Annotated in this window: 15 protein-coding genes and 3 tRNA genes; 9 read left to right on the forward strand and 9 right to left on the reverse strand. The window is 55.1% G+C overall.

Translation table 11 applies throughout. From position 1 onward, the window contains the following. Positions 1-88 precede the first annotated feature (88 nt). The 4 genes from QMQ05_RS02445 to QMQ05_RS02460 all read left to right on the forward strand — a co-directional run bounded on the left by QMQ05_RS02445 (position 89) and on the right by QMQ05_RS02460 (position 4605). Positions 89-1189: a carbohydrate ABC transporter permease gene (locus tag QMQ05_RS02445; protein ID WP_434063167.1), complete on the forward strand. Its 1101-nt coding sequence runs from the start codon at positions 89-91 to the stop codon at positions 1187-1189. Then, entirely contained in the window at positions 1182-2069 is an 888-nt protein-coding gene (locus tag QMQ05_RS02450) for a carbohydrate ABC transporter permease (RefSeq protein WP_345472731.1), read from the forward strand. The genes QMQ05_RS02445 and QMQ05_RS02450 overlap by 8 nt, the downstream gene beginning before the upstream one ends. Then, positions 2069-3487, forward strand: a complete 1419-nt coding sequence (locus QMQ05_RS02455) for a GH1 family beta-glucosidase (protein ID WP_345472733.1) — start codon at positions 2069-2071, stop codon at positions 3485-3487. The genes QMQ05_RS02450 and QMQ05_RS02455 overlap by 1 nt, the downstream gene beginning before the upstream one ends. Positions 3488-3585: 98 nt before the next feature. Further along, the gene (locus QMQ05_RS02460) at positions 3586-4605 is read left to right on the forward strand and encodes a LacI family DNA-binding transcriptional regulator (protein ID WP_345472735.1); all 1020 of its coding nucleotides are present in this window, start codon (positions 3586-3588) and stop codon (positions 4603-4605) included. Positions 4606-4671: 66 nt separating this feature from the next. Here the strand turns inward: QMQ05_RS02460 and QMQ05_RS02465 are convergent. From QMQ05_RS02465 to QMQ05_RS02475, 3 genes are all read right to left on the reverse strand, one after another. Beyond that, a tRNA-Arg gene (locus tag QMQ05_RS02465) sits at positions 4672-4745 on the reverse strand. A 163-nt stretch (positions 4746-4908) separates the two neighbouring features. Then, on the reverse strand, positions 4909-5448 hold the full coding sequence (locus QMQ05_RS02470; protein ID WP_345472737.1) for a GNAT family N-acetyltransferase: 540 nt from the start codon (positions 5446-5448) through the stop codon (positions 4909-4911). Positions 5449-5506: 58 nt separating this feature from the next. After that, positions 5507-5580: transfer RNA gene (locus QMQ05_RS02475), tRNA-Arg, on the reverse strand. A gap of 316 nt (positions 5581-5896) precedes the next feature. Here QMQ05_RS02475 and QMQ05_RS02480 point away from each other — a divergent pair. The 3 genes from QMQ05_RS02480 (at position 5897) to QMQ05_RS02490 (ending at position 9465) form a co-directional block, all read left to right on the forward strand. Further along, positions 5897-7729 (forward strand): phosphoenolpyruvate carboxykinase (GTP), encoded by a 1833-nt coding sequence (locus QMQ05_RS02480; RefSeq protein WP_345472739.1) that lies wholly within the window; start codon positions 5897-5899, stop codon positions 7727-7729. Positions 7730-7906: 177 nt separating this feature from the next. Then, positions 7907-8434: a PadR family transcriptional regulator gene (locus QMQ05_RS02485; protein ID WP_058256298.1), complete on the forward strand. Its 528-nt coding sequence runs from the start codon at positions 7907-7909 to the stop codon at positions 8432-8434. Then, a complete protein-coding gene (locus QMQ05_RS02490; protein ID WP_345472740.1) occupies positions 8431-9465 on the forward strand; it encodes an alpha/beta fold hydrolase in 1035 nt (344 codons plus the stop codon). Before QMQ05_RS02485 ends, QMQ05_RS02490 begins: the two co-directional genes overlap by 4 nt. 68 nt (positions 9466-9533) lie before the next feature. Here the strand turns inward: QMQ05_RS02490 and QMQ05_RS02495 are convergent, their stop codons facing one another. The 4 genes from QMQ05_RS02495 to QMQ05_RS02510 all read right to left on the reverse strand — a co-directional run bounded on the left by QMQ05_RS02495 (position 9534) and on the right by QMQ05_RS02510 (position 13301). Beyond that, complete coding sequence (locus QMQ05_RS02495) at positions 9534-10709, reverse strand: globin domain-containing protein (protein WP_345472742.1); 1176 nt, start codon at positions 10707-10709, stop codon at positions 9534-9536. Positions 10710-10855: 146 nt separating this feature from the next. Further along, positions 10856-11314: an RrF2 family transcriptional regulator gene (locus QMQ05_RS02500; RefSeq protein WP_345472744.1), complete on the reverse strand. Its 459-nt coding sequence runs from the start codon at positions 11312-11314 to the stop codon at positions 10856-10858. Positions 11315-11393: 79 nt separating this feature from the next. Then, positions 11394-11864, reverse strand: coding sequence for a hypothetical protein (locus QMQ05_RS02505; protein WP_058256302.1), 471 nt, complete (start codon positions 11862-11864; stop codon positions 11394-11396). A gap of 12 nt (positions 11865-11876) precedes the next feature. Further along, positions 11877-13301 carry a phosphomannomutase/phosphoglucomutase gene (locus tag QMQ05_RS02510; RefSeq protein WP_345472747.1) on the reverse strand — a complete coding sequence of 475 codons (1425 nt, stop codon included), beginning with the start codon at positions 13299-13301 and terminating at the stop codon, positions 11877-11879. 176 nt (positions 13302-13477) lie between these two features. On the opposite strand from QMQ05_RS02510, the gene QMQ05_RS02515 reads away from it, so the two are divergent. Next, complete coding sequence (locus QMQ05_RS02515) at positions 13478-15598, forward strand: RecQ family ATP-dependent DNA helicase (protein WP_345472749.1); 2121 nt, start codon at positions 13478-13480, stop codon at positions 15596-15598. A 30-nt stretch (positions 15599-15628) separates the two neighbouring features. Continuing rightward, positions 15629-16543 (forward strand): hypothetical protein, encoded by a 915-nt coding sequence (locus tag QMQ05_RS02520; RefSeq protein ID WP_345472751.1) that lies wholly within the window; start codon positions 15629-15631, stop codon positions 16541-16543. Between the two features lie 271 nt (positions 16544-16814). Here QMQ05_RS02520 and QMQ05_RS02525 read toward each other — a convergent pair. Together QMQ05_RS02525 and QMQ05_RS02530 are read right to left on the reverse strand one after the other, a co-directional pair. Continuing rightward, positions 16815-16906: transfer RNA gene (locus QMQ05_RS02525), tRNA-Ser, on the reverse strand. A 63-nt stretch (positions 16907-16969) separates the two neighbouring features. Next, positions 16970-19057, reverse strand: coding sequence for a prolyl oligopeptidase family serine peptidase (locus tag QMQ05_RS02530; protein WP_345472753.1), 2088 nt, complete (start codon positions 19055-19057; stop codon positions 16970-16972). Positions 19058-19070 lie beyond the last annotated feature (13 nt).

A 19070-nucleotide genomic window follows, 5' to 3' on the forward strand; every position in this document is an offset into this window, starting at 1 on the left:
GATTGGCCGACACAGCACCCTGTGGGGTAAGCGTTCATCACTGACCCTGGCCCCACAGAGCGCAACTGCAGCAGAAAAGAAGACACCGATGAGCACCACGACACCCATGCCACGGCCGAAACTACGGGCCGAAAAACCCAGTACGCCCACCCCAGAAAGGCTGCAGGAAGCCAAGGCAGAACGCAAAATGCGTCGCAGGCACCTGCGTGGCCGACTGGATTTTAAGTACTCCCCATACCTATATATCTCGCCCTTTTTCATCCTCTTCGCGCTAGTTGGCCTCTTCCCACTGATCTACACCTTCGTGGTATCAATCAACGACTGGGACCTGCTAAGTGGAGCCGGTGACTGGGTGGGGCTGAAAAACTACCAGGCAGAACTAGCCTCACCGCTGTTCTGGAATTCGCTGTTCAACACTTTCAGCATCTTCCTGCTCTCCGCCATTCCGCAGCTGGTAATTGCCACCTTCATCGCAGCGATGCTTGATCAAAATATCAGGGCAAAAACTTTTTGGCGGATGAGCGTGCTGGTTCCCTACGTGGTGACTCCGGTGGCTGTCACGCTGATCTTCTCCACTGCCTTCGACGAGAAATACGGACTGATCAACAACCTGCTCGGTGCACTGAACCTGGACACCATTGCCTGGAAAACCGATGTGTTCCCCTCCCACATGGCTATTGCCACCATGGTGAACTGGCGTTGGACTGGGTACAACGCGTTGATCTTGCTGGCGGCCATGCAGGCCGTACCTCGGGAACTACACGAATCGGCGGCCATCGATGGGGCAGGGGCCATTCGTCGGTTCTTCTCCATTACTCTGCCAAGTATCCGTCCCACCATGATCTTCGTGATCATCACCGCGACCATCGGCGGTTTACAGATCTTTACCGAGCCCAAACTCTTCAACCCCAGTAGTTCGGTCCCGGGCGGACCTGATCGGCAGTATCAAACCACGGTGCTTTACCTGTGGGATCTGGCCTTCAACCGCGGGGACTTTGGGCGGGCTTCGGCCGTGGCCTGGATGCTGTTTTTGATCATCATCGTGATCGGCGTGATCAACTTCTTGATCTCCGGCACCATCGCCTCGTCTTCAGATAAGCGCAGACCCCGACGGATTCCAGGCCGAAAAGCCAAACGTATCAAATCCCATCCCACAGGTTCGCTCCGAGAAAGTGCCAACGATGAGTAACGCTACCTTGCAATCAACTGCTAGACCCAAGTTGATACGCCCGGGCCGAAACAAGAACTTTTCAGCCGACCGGCGTCCAGGATTTCTCACCTACGGCATCCTGCTGGCCTTCCTCATCGGAAGCACCTACCCGCTGTGGTACTCCTTTGTGATCGGTTCTTCTACCGGTGCAGTCTTTTCTTCGGCATGGCCGCCACTGCTTCCGGGCGGACAGTTCTGGACTAACGTGGCTGAGGTCTTTGACTCGGTGGATTTCTGGGCGACACTGGGTAACAGCTTGATTGTTTCCTCCGTTATTACCTTCTCGGTGGTGACGTTTTCTACCCTTGCCGGTTACGCCTTCGCCAAGTTGCGCTTCCGCGGGCGTCAGGGACTGCTGGTTTTTGTCATTGCAACACTGGCGGTGCCGACCCAGCTCGGGATCATCCCGATGTTCATGATGATGAAGGAACTGGGATGGACCGGTTCTTTGGGCGCGATCATGATCCCAACCCTGGTGACAGCCTTTGGCGTCTTTTTCATGCGCCAATATCTGGTGGACAATATCCCCGACGAACTCATCGAGGCTGCCCGAGTGGATGGCGCCTCCATGATTGGAACCTTCTGGCACGTTGGTGTACCGGCCGCGCGCCCAGCGATGGCGATCTTGTCGCTGTTCACTTTTATGACCGCATGGACCGACTATCTTTGGCCAATGCTTGTCGCACCACAAACACCTACCCTGCAGGTGGCATTGAGCCAGTTGCAATCAGCCCGCTATGTTGATTACACCATCGTGATGACCGGCGCACTGATGGCCACGATTCCTCTGTTGTTACTTTTCATCGTGGCCGGCAAACAACTTGTATCCGGAATTATGGCAGGAGCTGTTAAAGGTTAATGACTCATCATCTATCTCAAGAATTCGCGTGGCCCAAGCACTTCCTTTTTGGATCAGCTACCGCCGCAGCGCAAATTGAAGGTGCCGGGCACCTCTACGGCAAGGAAGACTCTATCTGGGATGCCTTCGCCCGTAAGGAAGGTGCCATTGCCGGGGGAGAGGACCTCGAAGTCGCGGTAGATCATTATCACCGCTACCGCGAAGACGTTCAGTTGATGCGAGAACTAGGACTGGATTCTTATAGATTCTCTACCAGTTGGGCACGAGTGATTCCTGGCGGACGCGAGGTAAATGCTCAGGGGCTGGATTTTTATTCGCGCCTTGTTGACGAGCTGCTCGAAAATGGAATCTTGCCGTGGCTGACCCTGTACCACTGGGATTTACCGCAGGCCCTTGAGGAACAAGGTGGTTGGACCAATCGCGAGACAGCCTACAAATTTGTGGAATATGCCGAAGTTGTTTACAACAAGCTTGGTGATCGGGTCCAGCATTGGACAACTTTTAATGAGCCACTGTGCTCGTCTCTGATTGGTTATGCTGCAGGAGAGCATGCCCCTGGACGCCAAGAACCCAAGTCCGCGTTGGCTGCTGTGCATCATCAGCACCTGGCACATGGGTTGGCCGCGCAACGGTTGCGTGAACTTGGCGCCCAGGAACTGGGGATCACCCTGAACCTGACCAATGCTGTGCCTAATGATCCTAGCGATCCAGTTGATCAGGAAGCTGCTCGTCGCATTGATGCGTTATGGAATCGCATGTACCTAGATCCGCTATTAAAGGGCTCCTATCCTGAAGATCTCCTCGAAGATGTCAGTGATTACGGTTTAGCCGAGCTGATTCAGCCCGGTGATCTGGAAACTATTCACCAGCCGCTGAACTTCCTGGGCGTGAACCACTATCACGATGACAACGTTTCAGGACACCCGCTGCCCCATGACCAACCGGTCGCGGTGGTTCCGACGGACTCAGCGAAGTCTTCGCCGTTTGTCGGCAGTGAATACGTCACTTTCCCTGCACGAGACTTGCCTCGGACCGCGATGGGATGGGAAGTGAATCCCCAGGGCTTGCGAGTGCTGCTTAACCGCTTGCATCGGGACTATGAAACTCTGCCGGCACTGTACATCACCGAAAATGGTGCCGCCTACACCGATGTCGTGAGCGAAGAAGGAAGCATCGAGGACCATGAACGAAGCGAGTACGTCTTAGATCATCTAGACGAAGTGGCCCACGCAATTGAAGACGGCGTGGACGTGCGTGGCTATTTTGTTTGGTCCTTGCTCGATAACTTCGAATGGGCCTGGGGCTATAACAAGCGATTCGGCATTATTTACGTGGATTATCAGACCCAAGAACGAATCATCAAGAATAGTGGCCGGGCCTACGCAAGCCTCATTGCGGCTAATCGTACAATGGCATAACAACGGAGCAAGATGATGGTTCGCAGATCCTACGGGCACTGCGAACCATCTTGCTTACGTGGCTGATCAATAAACTCCTCGGACCTAGGCGTAAAAGAATGAGCATGGAAGAACCGCGCAAGCCACAGGCAACGCTCGAATTGGTGGCAGAACGGGCAGGGGTATCGCGTGCCACTGTCTCGCGGGTTGTTAACGGTTCAGATCGTGTTAAGGCGGGCGCCAAAAAAGCAGTCGAGCAGGCCATTAGAGAACTGAACTACGTGCCTAACCGTGCAGCACGCTCGCTGGCACAGGGCAGAAGCAACTCCATCGCGCTTGTCGTTCCAGAGAATACTGCAAAGTTTTTCGCAGATCCCTACTTTGCCAAGGTTGTTCAGGGCGCCGCACAGTATTTGGCCGGGACCGAATTTATGCTGACTTTGTTGCTCTCTACAGAATCTGATCCGGCAAAAACTACCCGCTATCTTCAAGGCGGAAACGTTGACGGTGCCCTGGTCCTGTCGCACCATGCGGATGATCAATCGTATGCGGATTTAGGAGCGTTGCTGCCGATGGTTTACGGCGGACGAACCATGAGCACCGATCAGAATGAAATTTACGTCGTGGACATTGACAATATTGCAGCGGCGCGTCAGGCAACTGAACTGATCATCGACCGAGGCCGGAGTAAATTAGCAATGATTGCCGGGCCACAGGATATGGGCGCTGGGCTGGACCGTTTGATCGGATTCCAGCGCGCCGTCCAAGACGCTGGATTGGAACCGGTAGCCATTGAAGCTGGAGATTTCACCCCAGCTAGCGGCCATCAGATCATGCAGCAGATGATTAAGAACAACATAGAGTTTGATGGCTTGTTTGCTGCCAGCGCCCAGATGGGCTTCGGAGCGTTACAGGCTCTCGCAGAGGCAGGAATTAGTGTTCCGGAGCAGGTTTCGGTAACAGCGGTGGACGATGACTCTTTTGCGCGCAGCTCAACTCCGCCTTTGACGACGATTGCACAATTCCCTGAACGTCAGGGGGAGATCATGGCCGAATTGTTGATCAAGCGGATCCATGGAGAGCAAGTGCCTGAATGGAGCATCATGGACACCAAACTTGTCTTGCGCGATTCTCACTAGGAGCTCGTCAAATACCGTGTAAACGCAAAAAAATTCCCACTCATTTGAGTGGGAATTTTCAATTTGTGCGCCCAAAGGGATTCGAACCCCTGACCTTCTGTTCCGTAGACAGACGCTCTATCCAGCTGAGCTATGGGCGCATATTTATTTGTTGTCGCCTTGACGACTTGAATAACTCTACACGAGATTGAGCCGGAGGAAAAACCAAAACTGCCAAAAGTGCGGTGATTCACAAAATATCTAATGAAAGTCGTTTTGGGTGAAGCATGAGCGTGACAATTTGGCGCACTGCGCGGGGAAGGGTCACTCATGCAAGATGGCTTGATACAGATTATGGTCCTGCCAACGTCCGTTGATTTTGAGGTAATTCGGTGCCATGCCGATGTGGGTGAATCCGTTGTTCAAGAGTACTCGCGCAGACGCTTGATTATGTAGAAGAGTGCTCGCTTCAATCCGGTGTAACTTGAGGGCGCTAGTTGCTTCTTTGAGGAGTTCAGCCACTGCGCGCGAAGCTAAACCCTGGCCAGTGTATTGGTGGTCCACCCAATAGCCGAGGCTTGCACTTTGGAAAGCGCCGCGGACGACGGACGAGATGTTGAAGCGACCTATCAGGATTTCGCCGCGGAATAGACCATAGGGAAAGGCTAGACCCTTGTGATTCGCTGCGAGGGTCTGAGAAATGTTCTCCGCTTGCCAAGCTTCGGTATAAAACTCGCGATCGCGTTCTGGCTCCCACTGGAGTAGGTGCTCCTGGTTTCGTTGGTAGGCCTGGGCAATTTGAGCGGCGTCGTTAACCTTGAGTATGCGCAGGGCGGTTTGAGAATCGACGGGTATGCGTCGCACTAAATTCTCCTAGAGAAGCAAAAAATTCCCACTCGTAAGAGTGGGAATTTTCAATTTGTGCGCCCAAAGGGATTCGAACCCCTGGCCTTCTGTTCCGTAGACAGACGCTCTATCCAGCTGAGCTATGGGCGCATATTCTATTGTTGATTCGTTCTCACGAACCTCGAATTACTATACAGGTCGTTTTGTGCATGTACAAATCGGCAGGCAAAGCTACCGCGCCCAGATGAACAAAAGGTTATATGAAGCGGGTGAAAGGGTACCGGTCTACGTGACCTTAGTCACATATTTTTACCCTTGACACTTTTGTTTTTCCCGGAATTTCGGGAATTTTCTTCTTTGCGCTTTGCTTGCTGAAGATTTCTGAGGTCTCAGTCACACGTCGCCCGCCAGTCGTTCCCCATAGCCTTGATTCATTGCTAGTTGAGCCCAATGGAGGGAACACATAATGAGCACGAGCTCGGATCAGACCGTAATCGACGCAGTAGCAACTTCGCACAAGGAGTTGGCAAGCTGGGTTGAAGATGTGGCCGCACTGACGAAGCCGGATCGTGTTTATTGGGTTGACGGATCAGCTGAAGAATCAGAGCGACTGAATGCCGAATTGGTTGAGTCCGGAACCTTGGTCAAGCTGACCGATCCAAACTTCCCTAACTCCTACGCAGGTTTTTCCGATCCTAAGGACGTTGCACGCGTAGAAGAGCGCACCTTCATCTGCTCCAAGAAGAAGGAAGACGCCGGCTTCACCAACAACTGGGAAGACCCAGAAAAGATGAAATCCATGCTTAATGGATTGTTTGACGGCTCGATGCGCGGACGCACCATGTACGTCATTCCGTTCGTCATGGGTCCGCTGGATGCAGAAACTCCTGCTTACGGCGTCGAAATCACCGACTCGGCCTACGTTGTCGCCTCGATGCGCATCATGGCCAAGATCGGTACGGAAGTACTGCGCAAGATGGAAGCCGAGAACGCTTTCTTCGTTCCCGCACTGCACTCGGTAGGCGCACCACTGAAGCCAGGACAGAAGGACGTTGCATGGCCATGCAACGACGACAAGTGGATCGTGCACTTCCCAGAAGAACGCTCCATCATGTCTTACGGTTCCGGCTACGGTGGCAACGCGCTGCTGGGCAAGAAGTGCTACTCGCTACGTATTGCGTCGGCCATGGCTCGTGACGAGGGATGGCTTGCAGAGCACATGCTGATCCTGAAGCTGACCAGCCCACAGAACAAGGCCTACCACATTGCTGCTGCTTTCCCATCGGCTTGTGGCAAGACCAACCTGGCTCTGCTGGATCCAACCATCGAAGGCTGGAAGGCTGAAACCCTGGGTGATGACATCAACTGGATGCGCATCGGCAGCAAGGGCGAACTGCGCGGCGTTAACCCAGAATACGGACTGTTCGGTGTGGCACCGGGCACCGGCTGGTCCACCAACCCGAATGCCATGCGCGCCATTGCCAAGGGCAACAACATCTTCACCAACGTTGCGCTGACCGACGAAGGTGGCGTGTGGTGGGAAGGCATGACCGACGAGGCCCCAGCACACCTGATCGACTGGTTGGGCAATGACTGGACCCCAGAGTCCGGTCGCCCAGCGGCTCACCCTAACTCGCGTTTCTGCACGCCGATCTCCCAGGTCGACATGCTCTCCGAGGATTACTACTCGCCAAACGGCGTGAAGATTGATGCGATTCTCTTCGGTGGACGTCGCAAGACCACCATTCCTTTGGTGACCGAAGCTCGCAGCTGGACTAACGGGATCTTCATGGGCTCCACCCTGTCCTCCGAAACCACTGCAGCTGCTGCGGGCGCCACCGGCGTTATCCGTCGTGACCCAATGGCCATGTTGCCATTCATCGGTTACAACGCAGGTGACTACCTGAACCACTGGGATCAGATCTCGACCAAGCTCAACGAAGAGCAAATGCCGAAGATCTTCCTGGTCAACTGGTTCCGTCGCACCGCAGATGGTGGCTTCGCATGGCCAGGCTTCGGCGACAACTCGCGTGTACTGAAGTGGGCTATCGATCGCATCGAAGGTACCGCGGATGCCAAGGAAACCATCATTGGTAACGTCCCAACCGGCGAGTCCATCGATTTGACCGGACTCGAAGGGTTCACCCCCGCTGATGTTGAGGCAGCCGTAGCCGTCAACAAGGACGAATGGGCTACCGAAGTTGAAGGTATCGAAGAATGGTACGCAAACTTCGGCGACGCATTGCCAGCATCGTTGCGTGCTGAGCTTGATGGCCTGAAGGCACGCCTGAGCGCCTAGTCTAAACCCCGGAGTAATCCGCGATCTAAGGCTCCTTGATTCTGGAACCCCAGAGTCAAGGAGCTTTTTCGTGTCCATGGGATGCTGCTCGGTGCGGAATAGTCACAATCCGGGCACAGTTTTCCCACGCCGAGTAAAAGTGGGTGCAAAATCAACTAACTGTGAAAAGATAATTCTATGGTTTTGGCACGTTTGATTCTTGGGCTACTGTGTTTGTCACCGATGACCGGCTATGAACTCAAAAAGCACTTTGACTCCTCTATTAACCACTTTTGGAACGCGGATAAGGCGCAAATATATCGCACCTTGGCCCAGCTGGTTGATAAGGGATATGCCACCGTGCGCACGGTAGCGCAGAGCAACTACCCTGACCGCCAGGAGCACCACATCACCGAAGCGGGGCGCGAAGTCCTCACCGGTTGGCTCTCATCTGGTGCAGCGCAGTCCCCAGAACGAGACCCCTTCATGGGTCAGGTGTTCTTCGCAGCCGAGCTGGAACGCGAAGACATTGAGCAGCTATTGATCCAGCGCCGTGAAGCGACGCAGTTCATTCTCGACGACTATCTTTCCCAACGCGAAGGCATCGACATGCGAGCCGCAGCTGACCGCCGAAGTTTCCTCATGGCCGCCACACTTGACCATGCCATCCGACAACAAGCCGCAGAGCTGGAATGGCTCGACGCGGTATTGGAGTACCTGCCATGACTTCCGATAAAGAATCAGGACCCAAGGCAACGCAGGATTTTGTGCGTGAGGCCACCGACTACCCCGAAGTGCACCCGGGACGAGCGCCCGAAGGCCAGCGCCAGGCTCAAACTCTGGTTTTCTTGCACGGCGGGAATGTTGGCAACTGGAGCTGGGACCCACAGGTTTTGGCCTTCGGTGATTTCAACATCTTGACCTTACATTTGCCTGCCTTTGGCGCGCGTTTCGAAGAAACCTGGGACGGGCTGGAATCAGCGGCCGACGATGTTGCCGCCTTGATCGCAGATGAAGTTTCCGAAGGCGGAGTGCATCTGGTCGGGATTTCACTCGGAGGCGTCATCGCCTTGCACGTGGCGGCGCGACATCCAGAACTGGTGGATTCCGTATTGGTCACCGGCACCCCGTTGACCGGGGCCAGCGCGACGGCGCGAGCCTTAAACCGAATGCAACTGAAGCTGATTGGCAGTGAGTGGTACTGGCGATTCCAAGCTGGCGCCTATGGCATGGTCGATGATGAGCGTGAGCTTTTCACCGAGCACGGGGTCAAGCTTAAGCCAGAAAATATGCGGGCCATCATGGATGATCTGGATCCTGGCGCGTTGCCTAAGAACTTGGAGAACTACCAAGGGCCAGTGTTGGCCCTGGTGGGAGCCAAAGAACCTAAACTTGTGCAAAAGTCCTTTGTGGCTCTGCGCGAGAAACTTCCGCAAGCAATCACCCGCGTGGTACCGGGCATGCACCACCAATGGAATATTGAAAACCCAATCCTCTTTAACTCGGTACTACGCAAGTGGATTTCAGACGGCGGTTTACATCAGATCCTGGTCGATCCCGAGGCAGCAAAACCGAGCCGCACCCTCGAAGTCCCAGCAGGTATGAGCAAGGCAGCCGAAGAAACGGAGCAAGGTAGCGCGGGTAAATTCCCTAAAAAGCTTGATCCGCGAAGGCTGGATCCTAAGAAGTTGGATTTCAAGAGGAAGACGACGAAGCAGAGCGAAACTGCTCAAGCTCCTGAGGAAACCGAGAAATAACGACAAAAAAGTGCTGCAGGTGAATTCCCCAAAAATTCAACCTGCAGCACAGCTATTCGACCTGTTGGTTAGGCAGCAAGCCATACATCTGGGCCGAAGACTTCATAGTGAATACGCTCGGCTGGAACGCCGGCTTCGAGTGCCTGGTTACGCACCGCATTCATGAACGGCAAAGGACCGCACAGGTACACCTGAGCATCCTCGGTCAGTGCCTCGGTGAGATCCATGTAACCGGCCTTGGCGTTCAAGCCCTCTGGAAGTTCGCCACGCTCGAACCAGGTGCTGATGGTAGCTTCTGGCAGTTTGCTAACGGACTCAATCATCTGATCGCGCAGTGGCCAAGCGGAGAATTCCTGATCAGCGTGCAGGACGGTAACCTTGCGGTTCGAGCCATTGGCTGCCAAAGTCTGCAGCGCAGCAGCACTCGGAGTGCAACCAATGCCCGCGGTAGCGATAACCAGTGGCGAACCGTCGTTTTCTACGACCAAGTCGCCGTAAGGGTTCGAGAGCTCAACGATGTCGCCGATTTTCAGGTCGTTGTGGATGACTGGAGAGAACTCGCCATTGACATCCAACTTCACGGTGATGGTACGGCGGCTGGCATGTTCGATGTCGTTGCTCAGGGTGTACTGACGTACCTGACGGATACCATCTGCCATCGGCATACGAACCGAAACAAACTGGCCCGGCTTCGCCACGGTCACTGGAGTCTCATCAGCTGGCTCAAAGCTAAAGACGACTGAATCAAGGCCGGTTTCGGTGCGCTCAACCAGCTTCCATGGAGCGTAGATTTCTGCGTTGGCCTGCTGTGCGTACAAGCCCTTCTCGATCTTGATCAGCGCGTGAGCCATGAGCCAGTAGACCTCGGTCCAGGCCTCGGCGATTTCTGGGGTGAGCGCGTCACCCAGGTCTTCGGCGATAGCGTCAAAGAGGTGCTTGTACACAATCGGGTACTGTTCCTCGACGACACCGAGCGAAGTGTGCTTGTGGGCTACACGGGCAAGCATGGTTTCTGGGGTGGTGTTGGGGTACTTGACCAGGTAGGTGGCGAAGACAGCGATGGATCCTGCCAGAGCTTGCTGCTGGGTGCCATTCTTCTGGTTCGAGCGGGAGAAAATTCCGTCCAGTAGTTCTGGATGCGCGGTGAACAGGCGGTTGTAGAAGTTCGGGGTAATGCTGGAGATGCGCTCAGCGATGATTGGCAATGTGGCTTCGATGACCGGGAAGGATTTGGTGGACAGCATCGGGTCTCCTTGGGAATAGGGGATTACTTGTATCTGAGATACAAGATTTATGATTCATTTCTACGCCTGGTAGAAAAGGATTGCAAGTTAAATAGTTCTCACATCACACCGAAAGTGTGTGATGTCACTTCAAGGGCAAAGCTCGCCTAGGAAAAGCTGCGAATTGTAGGGAACGGGAGTGCCTTAATAGGCGATCCTGGTGCGACCGGGCAGATATCTTCAATGGTCAGCGGATCCAATGAAGCATAGAACGCTTCACGGGCCTGACGGAATACCGCCCGTAGTCTGCAATTACCCGAAAGTGGGCAGGGGGTTTGGGCATCATGCTCGGAACAGTCCACGATATCCGTACGCTTGTCCAACTTGCGCAAGAGTCCGCCGAGGGATGCCTGCAAGGCATCATTGCTCAACGTCGCGCCACCATTGCGGCCGCGAGTAACCTGCAAGATCCCTAGGGTACGTAATTCCAGTACGGCCTTGGCAACGTGGTTATAGGGGACTCCCACTGAATCGGAGATTTCCCGGCTAGTCAGTTGCCCGGTACCTGGCGTTGCTAGAACCATGATGGTTCGCAAGCAGACGTCGGCGAAGGCACTGAGTTTCATGTTTATTACTTTACGTGGGAAAAGCATTCTGGGGTCAGCATAGTGACTATGCTGACCCCAGAATATGTGTATCTATGTTTTAGAGCGCGTTGGCCCAGATAGCTTCGGCGGACTCGGCAGCTGGCTCGTCAAAGATCCACTCTCCACCAGGCTCTGCTGGCATGGTGTACGGCTGGACGATGGCCAAGGCCGCGCCAATACGGTGTTCAGCCACTACGTGGACAGCATCGCGGTCGTTCTCTTGCAACAGAACGTCCGAGGCAATGGCGATGGCCTCGAAGTGCGTTCCCTGCTGGTTTAACACCTGGACCAGCTCTGCAGCCATGGCCTCGGTGTCGATGTCGGCATCTGGATCCTCGGGATCGTCCGTTGGAGGAACAGCAATGAGACGGAGCTCAGGTTCGTCCTCGCCTTCCTTTGGCTCCAGCGCGATGGCGAAGGGGAGGAATACGCCCTGCTCTTCAAGCTGTTCGCGAGCCACACCCAAGGCGGTGCCCAGAACCTTGTTCAGTGCGTCCTTGACGCCCTCATCTAATGATTCGAGATTCATGTCTTCCCTTTGTTAGTTGGTGACGTTTTCTGAACGCACGATTGCCAATACGGTATCGCGCAGGGGCTCAATGATTTCTGCAGTTCGACCTTCGCCGTTAAAGCGGAGGTACGGTTCGGTATTGGAAGGACGCAGGTTGATCCACCAGCTTCCATCAGTGGCTGAAATGGTCGTGCCATCCATCTTCATCACATCCACCGGCTGTCCGTCAAAGTGCGCCAGCACCAACTCGATGGCAGCGTCCTTGTCTTCAACCTGGGAATTGATCTCACCGGTAGCGACATAGGGCTCGTATTCTGCGCCCAGCTCGGAAAGCGGAAGTTCTTGTTCGCCCAAAGCCGCCAGCACGTGCATGGCAGCGAGCATACCGGTGTCAGCATTGTAGAAGTCGCGGAAGTAGTAGTGAGCGGAGTGTTCGCCACCAAAGACCGCACCCTGGGCTGCCATTTCAGCCTTGATGAAGGAGTGACCCACACGAGTCATTACCGGGGTCCCGCCGGCCTTGGCGACAAATTCCGGAACCGCTTTAGAAGTGATCAGGTTGTGGATGATCACAGGGTTTTGTTCGCCGGCGGCCTGAACGCGAGCGATTTCACGAACAGCGACCAGGGCGGTGATGGCCGAAGGCGAGAGCGGTAGGCCGCGTTCGTCGATAACGAAGCAACGGTCCGCATCCCCGTCGAAGGCCAACCCCAAATCCGCTGAGTGCTCTAGCACGGCGGCCTGCAGATCCTTGAGATTTTCTGGTTCCAGCGGGTTAGCCGGGTGATTAGGGAAGGTCCCGTCCAGTTCGAAGTACAGCGGAACAATTTCCAATGGCAGGGCCGAGAGCACGGTGTCGCCCAGTACCGCTGGGGTGGTCAGGCCGCCCATACCGTTGCCTGCATCCACCACAATCTTCAGCGGGCGGATAGCGGAAAGATCAACTAATTCGCGTAGGTAGGCAGCGTAGTCGGCGAGCACATCACGTTCGATGGTGCTTCCCTGCGGGGCGTCACCAGAGACCGGCAGGCCCTCGTTGAGGTACTGCTGTGCGAGATCACGAATGTCGAACAGACCGGTGGCCGAAGAGATCGGACGGGCGCCAGCCTTGGACATCTTAATGCCGTTGTACTGTGCTGGGTTGTGGCTAGCGGTGAAGACGACGCCAGCTGCATCTAGCTTGCCTGAAGCAAAGTACAGCTCGTCGGTGGAAATCAGTCCGAGCATGATGACATTAGCGCCACGGTAGGTCGCACCTCGGGCGAAAGCCTGGGCAAATTCCTCCGAGGACGGACGCATGTCCCCACCGACCAGTACGTCCTTGCCAGCCAGGGACAAGACATCAACAAAAGCTGCGCCGATCGCTTCGATTGCTTCGGCATTCAAGCTTTCGCCGACGACGCCACGAACGTCGTAGGCCTTAAAGCTCTGATTAAGATCAATTTCTTCACTCACGCCTTTCAGCCTACCGGTTTGACTGATTCAAATCATTGAGAACTGCGCGATTGTGCATGGGAAATGCCTAACACTTCCGCTAAATAGTGGTGCGGCGTGGCCGGTGGCACCCAGTTATTGCACAAATGGGGTCACGCCAGGACTAAAACAGGGGAGGAAACTGAAATACTTGAGCCATGGATGGCTCAATGCAAGTGGATCTGAAAACACTCGCCCTGCAGAAACTGCGTGCCCTGGTACAAAACCCGCAAGCCCAGTTTCACGACGGACAATATGAGGCGATCGAGGCTTTGGTCGCCCAACGTCGTCGTGCCCTCGTCGTGCAACGCACCGGCTGGGGAAAATCTGCCGTGTACTTCATTGCATCACTGCTCTTGCGTGAGCAAGGTTATGGGCCGACGCTGATCGTTTCGCCTCTGTTGGCCCTGATGCGTGACCAGGTGGCTGCCGCCGAGCGGGCCGGGGTGCGTGCTGCGGCCATCAATTCTGCCAATGTGCTCGAATGGCGCGAGATTCTTGAAAAACTGCAACGCAATGAACTCGACGTGTTGCTGGTGTCGCCTGAGCGACTGAACAATCCATCCTTCCGCGAGCAACAATTACCGATGCTTTTAGAACGCTTGGGGCTATTGGTGATCGATGAAGCGCACTGCATCTCGGACTGGGGCCATGATTTCCGTCCGGACTATCGGCGTATCCGCGATTTGATCGCACGCTTGCCGCAAGGTCTGCCGGTATTGGCCACTACCGCCACAGCCAATAGCCGTGTTGTTAAGGACGTGGCAGAACAATTGGCTGGTGGAAGTGCGCAGGTCTTTACCCTGCGTGGAACATTAGCTCGTGATTCCCTACGGCTTGGGGTGCTTCGTCTGCCTTCACCGCGAATGCAGTTGGCCTGGCTACTGAGCCATATCAACGACTTCAACGGTTCGGGGATTATCTATACCCTGACGGTATCGGCGGCCGAGGATATTGCCAGGCTCTTGCGCGAAGCAGGACATGAAGTGGCTTCGTATACCGGGCGCACCGATCTGCAAGAGCGCGAACGTCTTGAACTGGCTCTGAAAAACAACGAAGTTAAAGCGTTGATTGCCACTAGCGCGCTGGGCATGGGCTTCGATAAGCCGGACCTCGGATTTGTCCTGCACATCGGTGCACCGAGCTCACCGGTGGCCTACTACCAGCAGGTGGGTCGTGCTGGCCGTGGCAGTGTCAACGCGGATGTGCTGTTGCTTCCCGGCCCGGATGACTCAGAAATCTGGGAGTACTTTGCAACCAGCTCTATGCCAGATGAATTCCGCGCAACTCAGGTGCTGGACGCTTTAGCCAGTACCGATGGGGCGATGAGCGTTCCGGCGTTAGAAAGCGCAGTGAACTTGCGACGTTCACCCTTGGAACTGCTGTTGAAGGTATTGGCCGTCGACGGCGCGGTGGAGCGTGTTGCTGGCGGATGGATGCGCACCGACATGCCGTGGAACTACGACGCTGACCGGTACAAGCGCGTGGCACAAAGCCGGATCCATGAGCAGACCCTGATGGTCAGCTACGAAAACACGCGCGGTTGCCGCATGCAATTTTTGACCGAAGCTTTGGACGATCCCCGCTCGGTACCTTGTGGTCGGTGCGATAACTGCGCCGGTGTGTGGTTCGATGACCACATCCCAGAAGACTCTAAAGACAGTGCTCAGGCAGCTTTGGGCCGCGTTGGTATTCCGATCGAACCCCGCAAGCTCTACCCTTCAGGGCTGGACCGACTAGGGTACTCGCTCAAGGGAAAAATCCCAGTCGACGAGCAGCTCGCTGAGGGGAGGGCCCTGGCTAGATTGACCGACCTGGGATGGGGCAATCGACTGCGTCAGCTCTTTGCAGATCCTACGGACCATCCAATTGATCAGGCGATGCTTGATGCCTGCGTCAAAGTATTGGCCGAATGGAATTGGGAAGAGCGGCCTGTTGGAGTGGTGGCCATGCCATCAAATAAGCGTCCGCAGCTGATTACTTCACTGGCGCAGAAATTGGCACAGGTGGGCCGTCTTCGCTATCTGGGACAACTGGAGTATCGGGGAACTGGTCCGCAAAATGGCCCCGGCGGAAACTCTGCCTTCCGAGTGGCCGCGGTGGCGGACACCTTTGAACTTCCCGCCGATCTAGAGTCGTTGATCGCCAGTGCACCTGGTCCAATATTGCTGGTTGATGACCTTGCGGATTCTCGTTGGTCCTTGGCCATGGCCGGGCGGGCCCTGAGGATCGCTGGGGCGCCGGGTGTCTTGCCTTTCACTTTGGGCGTAGCAGGGTAATTGCACAGTTAAACGAAGTAGTCTGGATGTATGGAAATTATCATCTGGCTCGTCGTTGTCATCGCCGTGATTGCCCTGGGCTACTTCGGATTGCAGGCATTACGGAAGAAGAACACTGCGCAGGTTGCGCAGGCGATCTCCCGTGAAGCGGCTGAAGCTGCCAACGCGAAATTAGATGATTCCTCGCGCAATTCGGTCTATCGCAATTTGGCCAAGGGCGATGTTATGGGTGCCGTCCAGGCATATCGCGCTGCAACCGGTGACACCGTGAAGAACTGCGTCATCGCGGTGCGTAGCCTCGACAAATACCCGCAGGTGGCTCCGGCTAAGGAACTGCCCATTGATGAATCCGAAATCAAGGCTTTGAGCGACAAGTTGGAAGCTCAGGTAGAGCGCGAAGACCGTGAATCGGCCAAGGACAAGGCTCTGGAACCACTGGATGGTTCGGCTGATGACCTTTGGGTGGTGCCTAAGGAATGGAGCGAGCAGTTTGGTTCAGAAAACGAACCGAGCGCCACTCATTTCAAAATGGCCTTTGAGCTTGACGGTGAGAGCCGTGAGTTTTCCAGCGAGCAGTTGCCACCGAATGAGTATGATCAGCTGTTCTCCATGTTGCGTGATTCCAACTTTGAAGAAGCAGCAAAAATCTTGCATGGATACACGGGCCTGCCGGTCGAAGACTTGGAGCGAATGATCGCCACCTCGCCAATGTCTGGCGGAGTCTCCAACGGTAATGTCGCGGATTTCCGTTTTGAAGGACAGGGTCCAGACGGTCCCGTTCATTTTGACGCAGCAGATTTGCCTGAGGCGGATCGTGAGGCGCTTTTTGAAGCCATCGCCGATACTGATCTCGATCGCATGTCAGAGATCATCGTGCGCCACACGTCATTGCCGGAAGATATTGTGCAGAACATGCTGCAGACCTTCGTTAAGCGCAAGGACTAGCCCAAGCCTTAAGATCCCGAATCTTTTAACACTGATGGCGTCCACCAAACTTTTGTTTGGTGGACGCCATCAGTGTTATGTAGTGAAAATGTCCGTAAAGCGCAAAGAAAAACGTGTTTCTGGAGGAGCTGCTCAGGTCTGCGCGACACTGATTTTTTGATGGACGGGCAGTGCACCGGTGGGCTGAGGTGAGCAGCGATCCTCAAGATGACAGATCTGGCATGTTCTTTGACCGGAGAAAAAGAAAACCCCTACCTGAGTAGGGGTTTTATGGCGGACACGGGGGGATTTGAACCCCCGGTCGAGTTTAACCCCGACCCTTCATTAGCAGTGAAGTCCATTCGGCCGCTCTGGCACGTGTCCATCCGCTGTTTCCAGCAGAATCTAGCCTACCTGAAGATAGGCGCGTGTTCCAAAACGAGTAGGCTACCGCACATGTCGCCACAGGAATTCGTAGCTGGTAGCCAGCATTTTCGCGGTCGATTCGTTATCTGTGGACCCAGCATGGCCTCCGCCCTCTGGCTCGTGATACCGCACATTTTCAATACCCAGATCCATCATCTTGGCTGCCATGATGCGGGCCTGCGAGGGACCAACGCGGTCATCAGAGGTTGTGGTCCAAATCAACGAGGCCGGGTAGTCGTCTACTGGATGCGGCTGATCGCTGAGTCGGTGTACCGGCGAGAACGTCCGCAAGAATTTCCAGTCCTCAGCGTTCTCAGGATCCCCGTATTCGGCAATCCACGAATGTCCCGCTGCTAACTGGGTGTAGCGCTGCATATCAAGCAGCGGAACGCCGCAGGAAATGACACCGAACAAATGAGGATATCCGGCGATCATATTGCCCATGAGCAGACCACCATTGGAACGGCCGGTAGCGGCCAAATGGGCTCGTGAAGTCACACCGCGACGTACTAAGTCTTCGGCGATCGCCGCAAAGTCCTCGTAGGCGCGGTGGCGATTTTCACGCAGCGCTGCTCGGTGCCATGCCGGGCCGTATTCGCCACCACCGCGAATGTTGGTCATAACGTAAACAGCGCGCCGACCACTATCGTTGCGGCGAGATAACCATCCAACACCCATCGCTGCAGCGTAACCGGGCGTCATACTGTGCTGGAAGCCGCCATATCCGTCCATGAGCACCGGATTCTGACCGTCAAGCAACATGTGCTCGTCTGCCACCTGGAAGTATGGAACCTGTGTCCCGTCCTTAGACGTCGCGAAATGTTGGGTGACTTTTAACCCTTCGGCAGAAAAACGCTCTGGTGATCTCTTTACAGCGTTCGCTGTGGAGCCGACGGATCCCCGTAGCAGGGTAGTCGGTGTCGTGAATCCGGTGACGGTCATCCAATAGTCATCGCCCGCGGTTGCGTCCTCATCGTCTACGGCACCCACCGAAATGCTCAGCATCGGATCTTCGAGCGGCATTTGTGATTCGCTGAAGTTCTCTCGCAGGTTGATCACGCGAACTTGCGCTGCCACATGGTGCAACACAGTGAGCAGTAGATAATTTGCGGTAAAGCTCAAGGATTCCAACGCAGTGCTGTCATCAGGAATGAACAGCACCTGCTGGATAGTGCCGTCCTCAAAGAATTTTTCCAGTTCGGCAATGGCCAAGGAGCCTGCTGTAATGATCTGGCCTTGATGCTCCCAATCTGTTTGCGGAGCAAAGAGCACCCACTGACGATGAAGACTAACCTGAACATCGGTAGGAACGTCGATCACGCGATGTTCCTGATCGATCAAGACTCCGGTGATGGAATGATAAAAATCGATGGCATCCGTGGTGACCACGCGTTCGAAGCCCGAGGTGGAATCGAAGTATCCAAAGGCTGCCACGTGCTCCTTGTTAACCTCGAACAATTTTGGAGCATCTTCAATTTCCATTCTGCGCGCAACCCGTCGCAGGGTGTTGGCATACGTGGAGCGAGTGGTGAACTGCTCGCTGCTGGCTGAACCAACGAGTAATGTATCGCGGTCGATCCAGGAAGCCTGAGTCTTAGCCACCGGCAGGTCAAAGCCGTTGGCAACAAAGGACTTACTCGTCAGGTCAAACTCACGGATGCGCACCTGGTCGCCTCCGTCGGGGCTTAGGCGAATCAGTGCCCGTTCATACGGTTCAGATTCCTTCGGGCGAAGAAGCGTGGAGCCTGCGAAATGCCATTCCTGCCCTTCAGATGCGGCTAAGGCGTCCAGATCCAGCAAGATCTCCCATGTAGGGTCGTCGGTGAGATAGGACTGCCAGGTGGTGCGTCGCCACAGCCCGAGCCGGTGTTCCGAATCCCGCCAGAAGTTGTAATAGTGCTCGCCGCGTTTGGTGACCATGGGAATGCGGTCTTGGGCATCGAGCACGGTCTTGATGTGTTGAACTTGCTCGTGGAATGAGTCATCGTACAGTTCGTCTTCGGTCCGGGCAGTTTGCTCTCGAACCCATCTAAGGGCTGCCTCGTCCCGGGTTTCTTCTAGCCATGAATACGGATCGTTGCTCGTCGCCTTGGAAACATGCTCAGTCATGGGCATAGTCTAT

Origin of the sequence: Glutamicibacter sp. B1 (genome assembly GCF_039602135.1) — a bacterium.
In the GTDB taxonomy this organism is placed as follows: domain Bacteria; phylum Actinomycetota; class Actinomycetes; order Actinomycetales; family Micrococcaceae; genus Glutamicibacter; species Glutamicibacter ectropisis.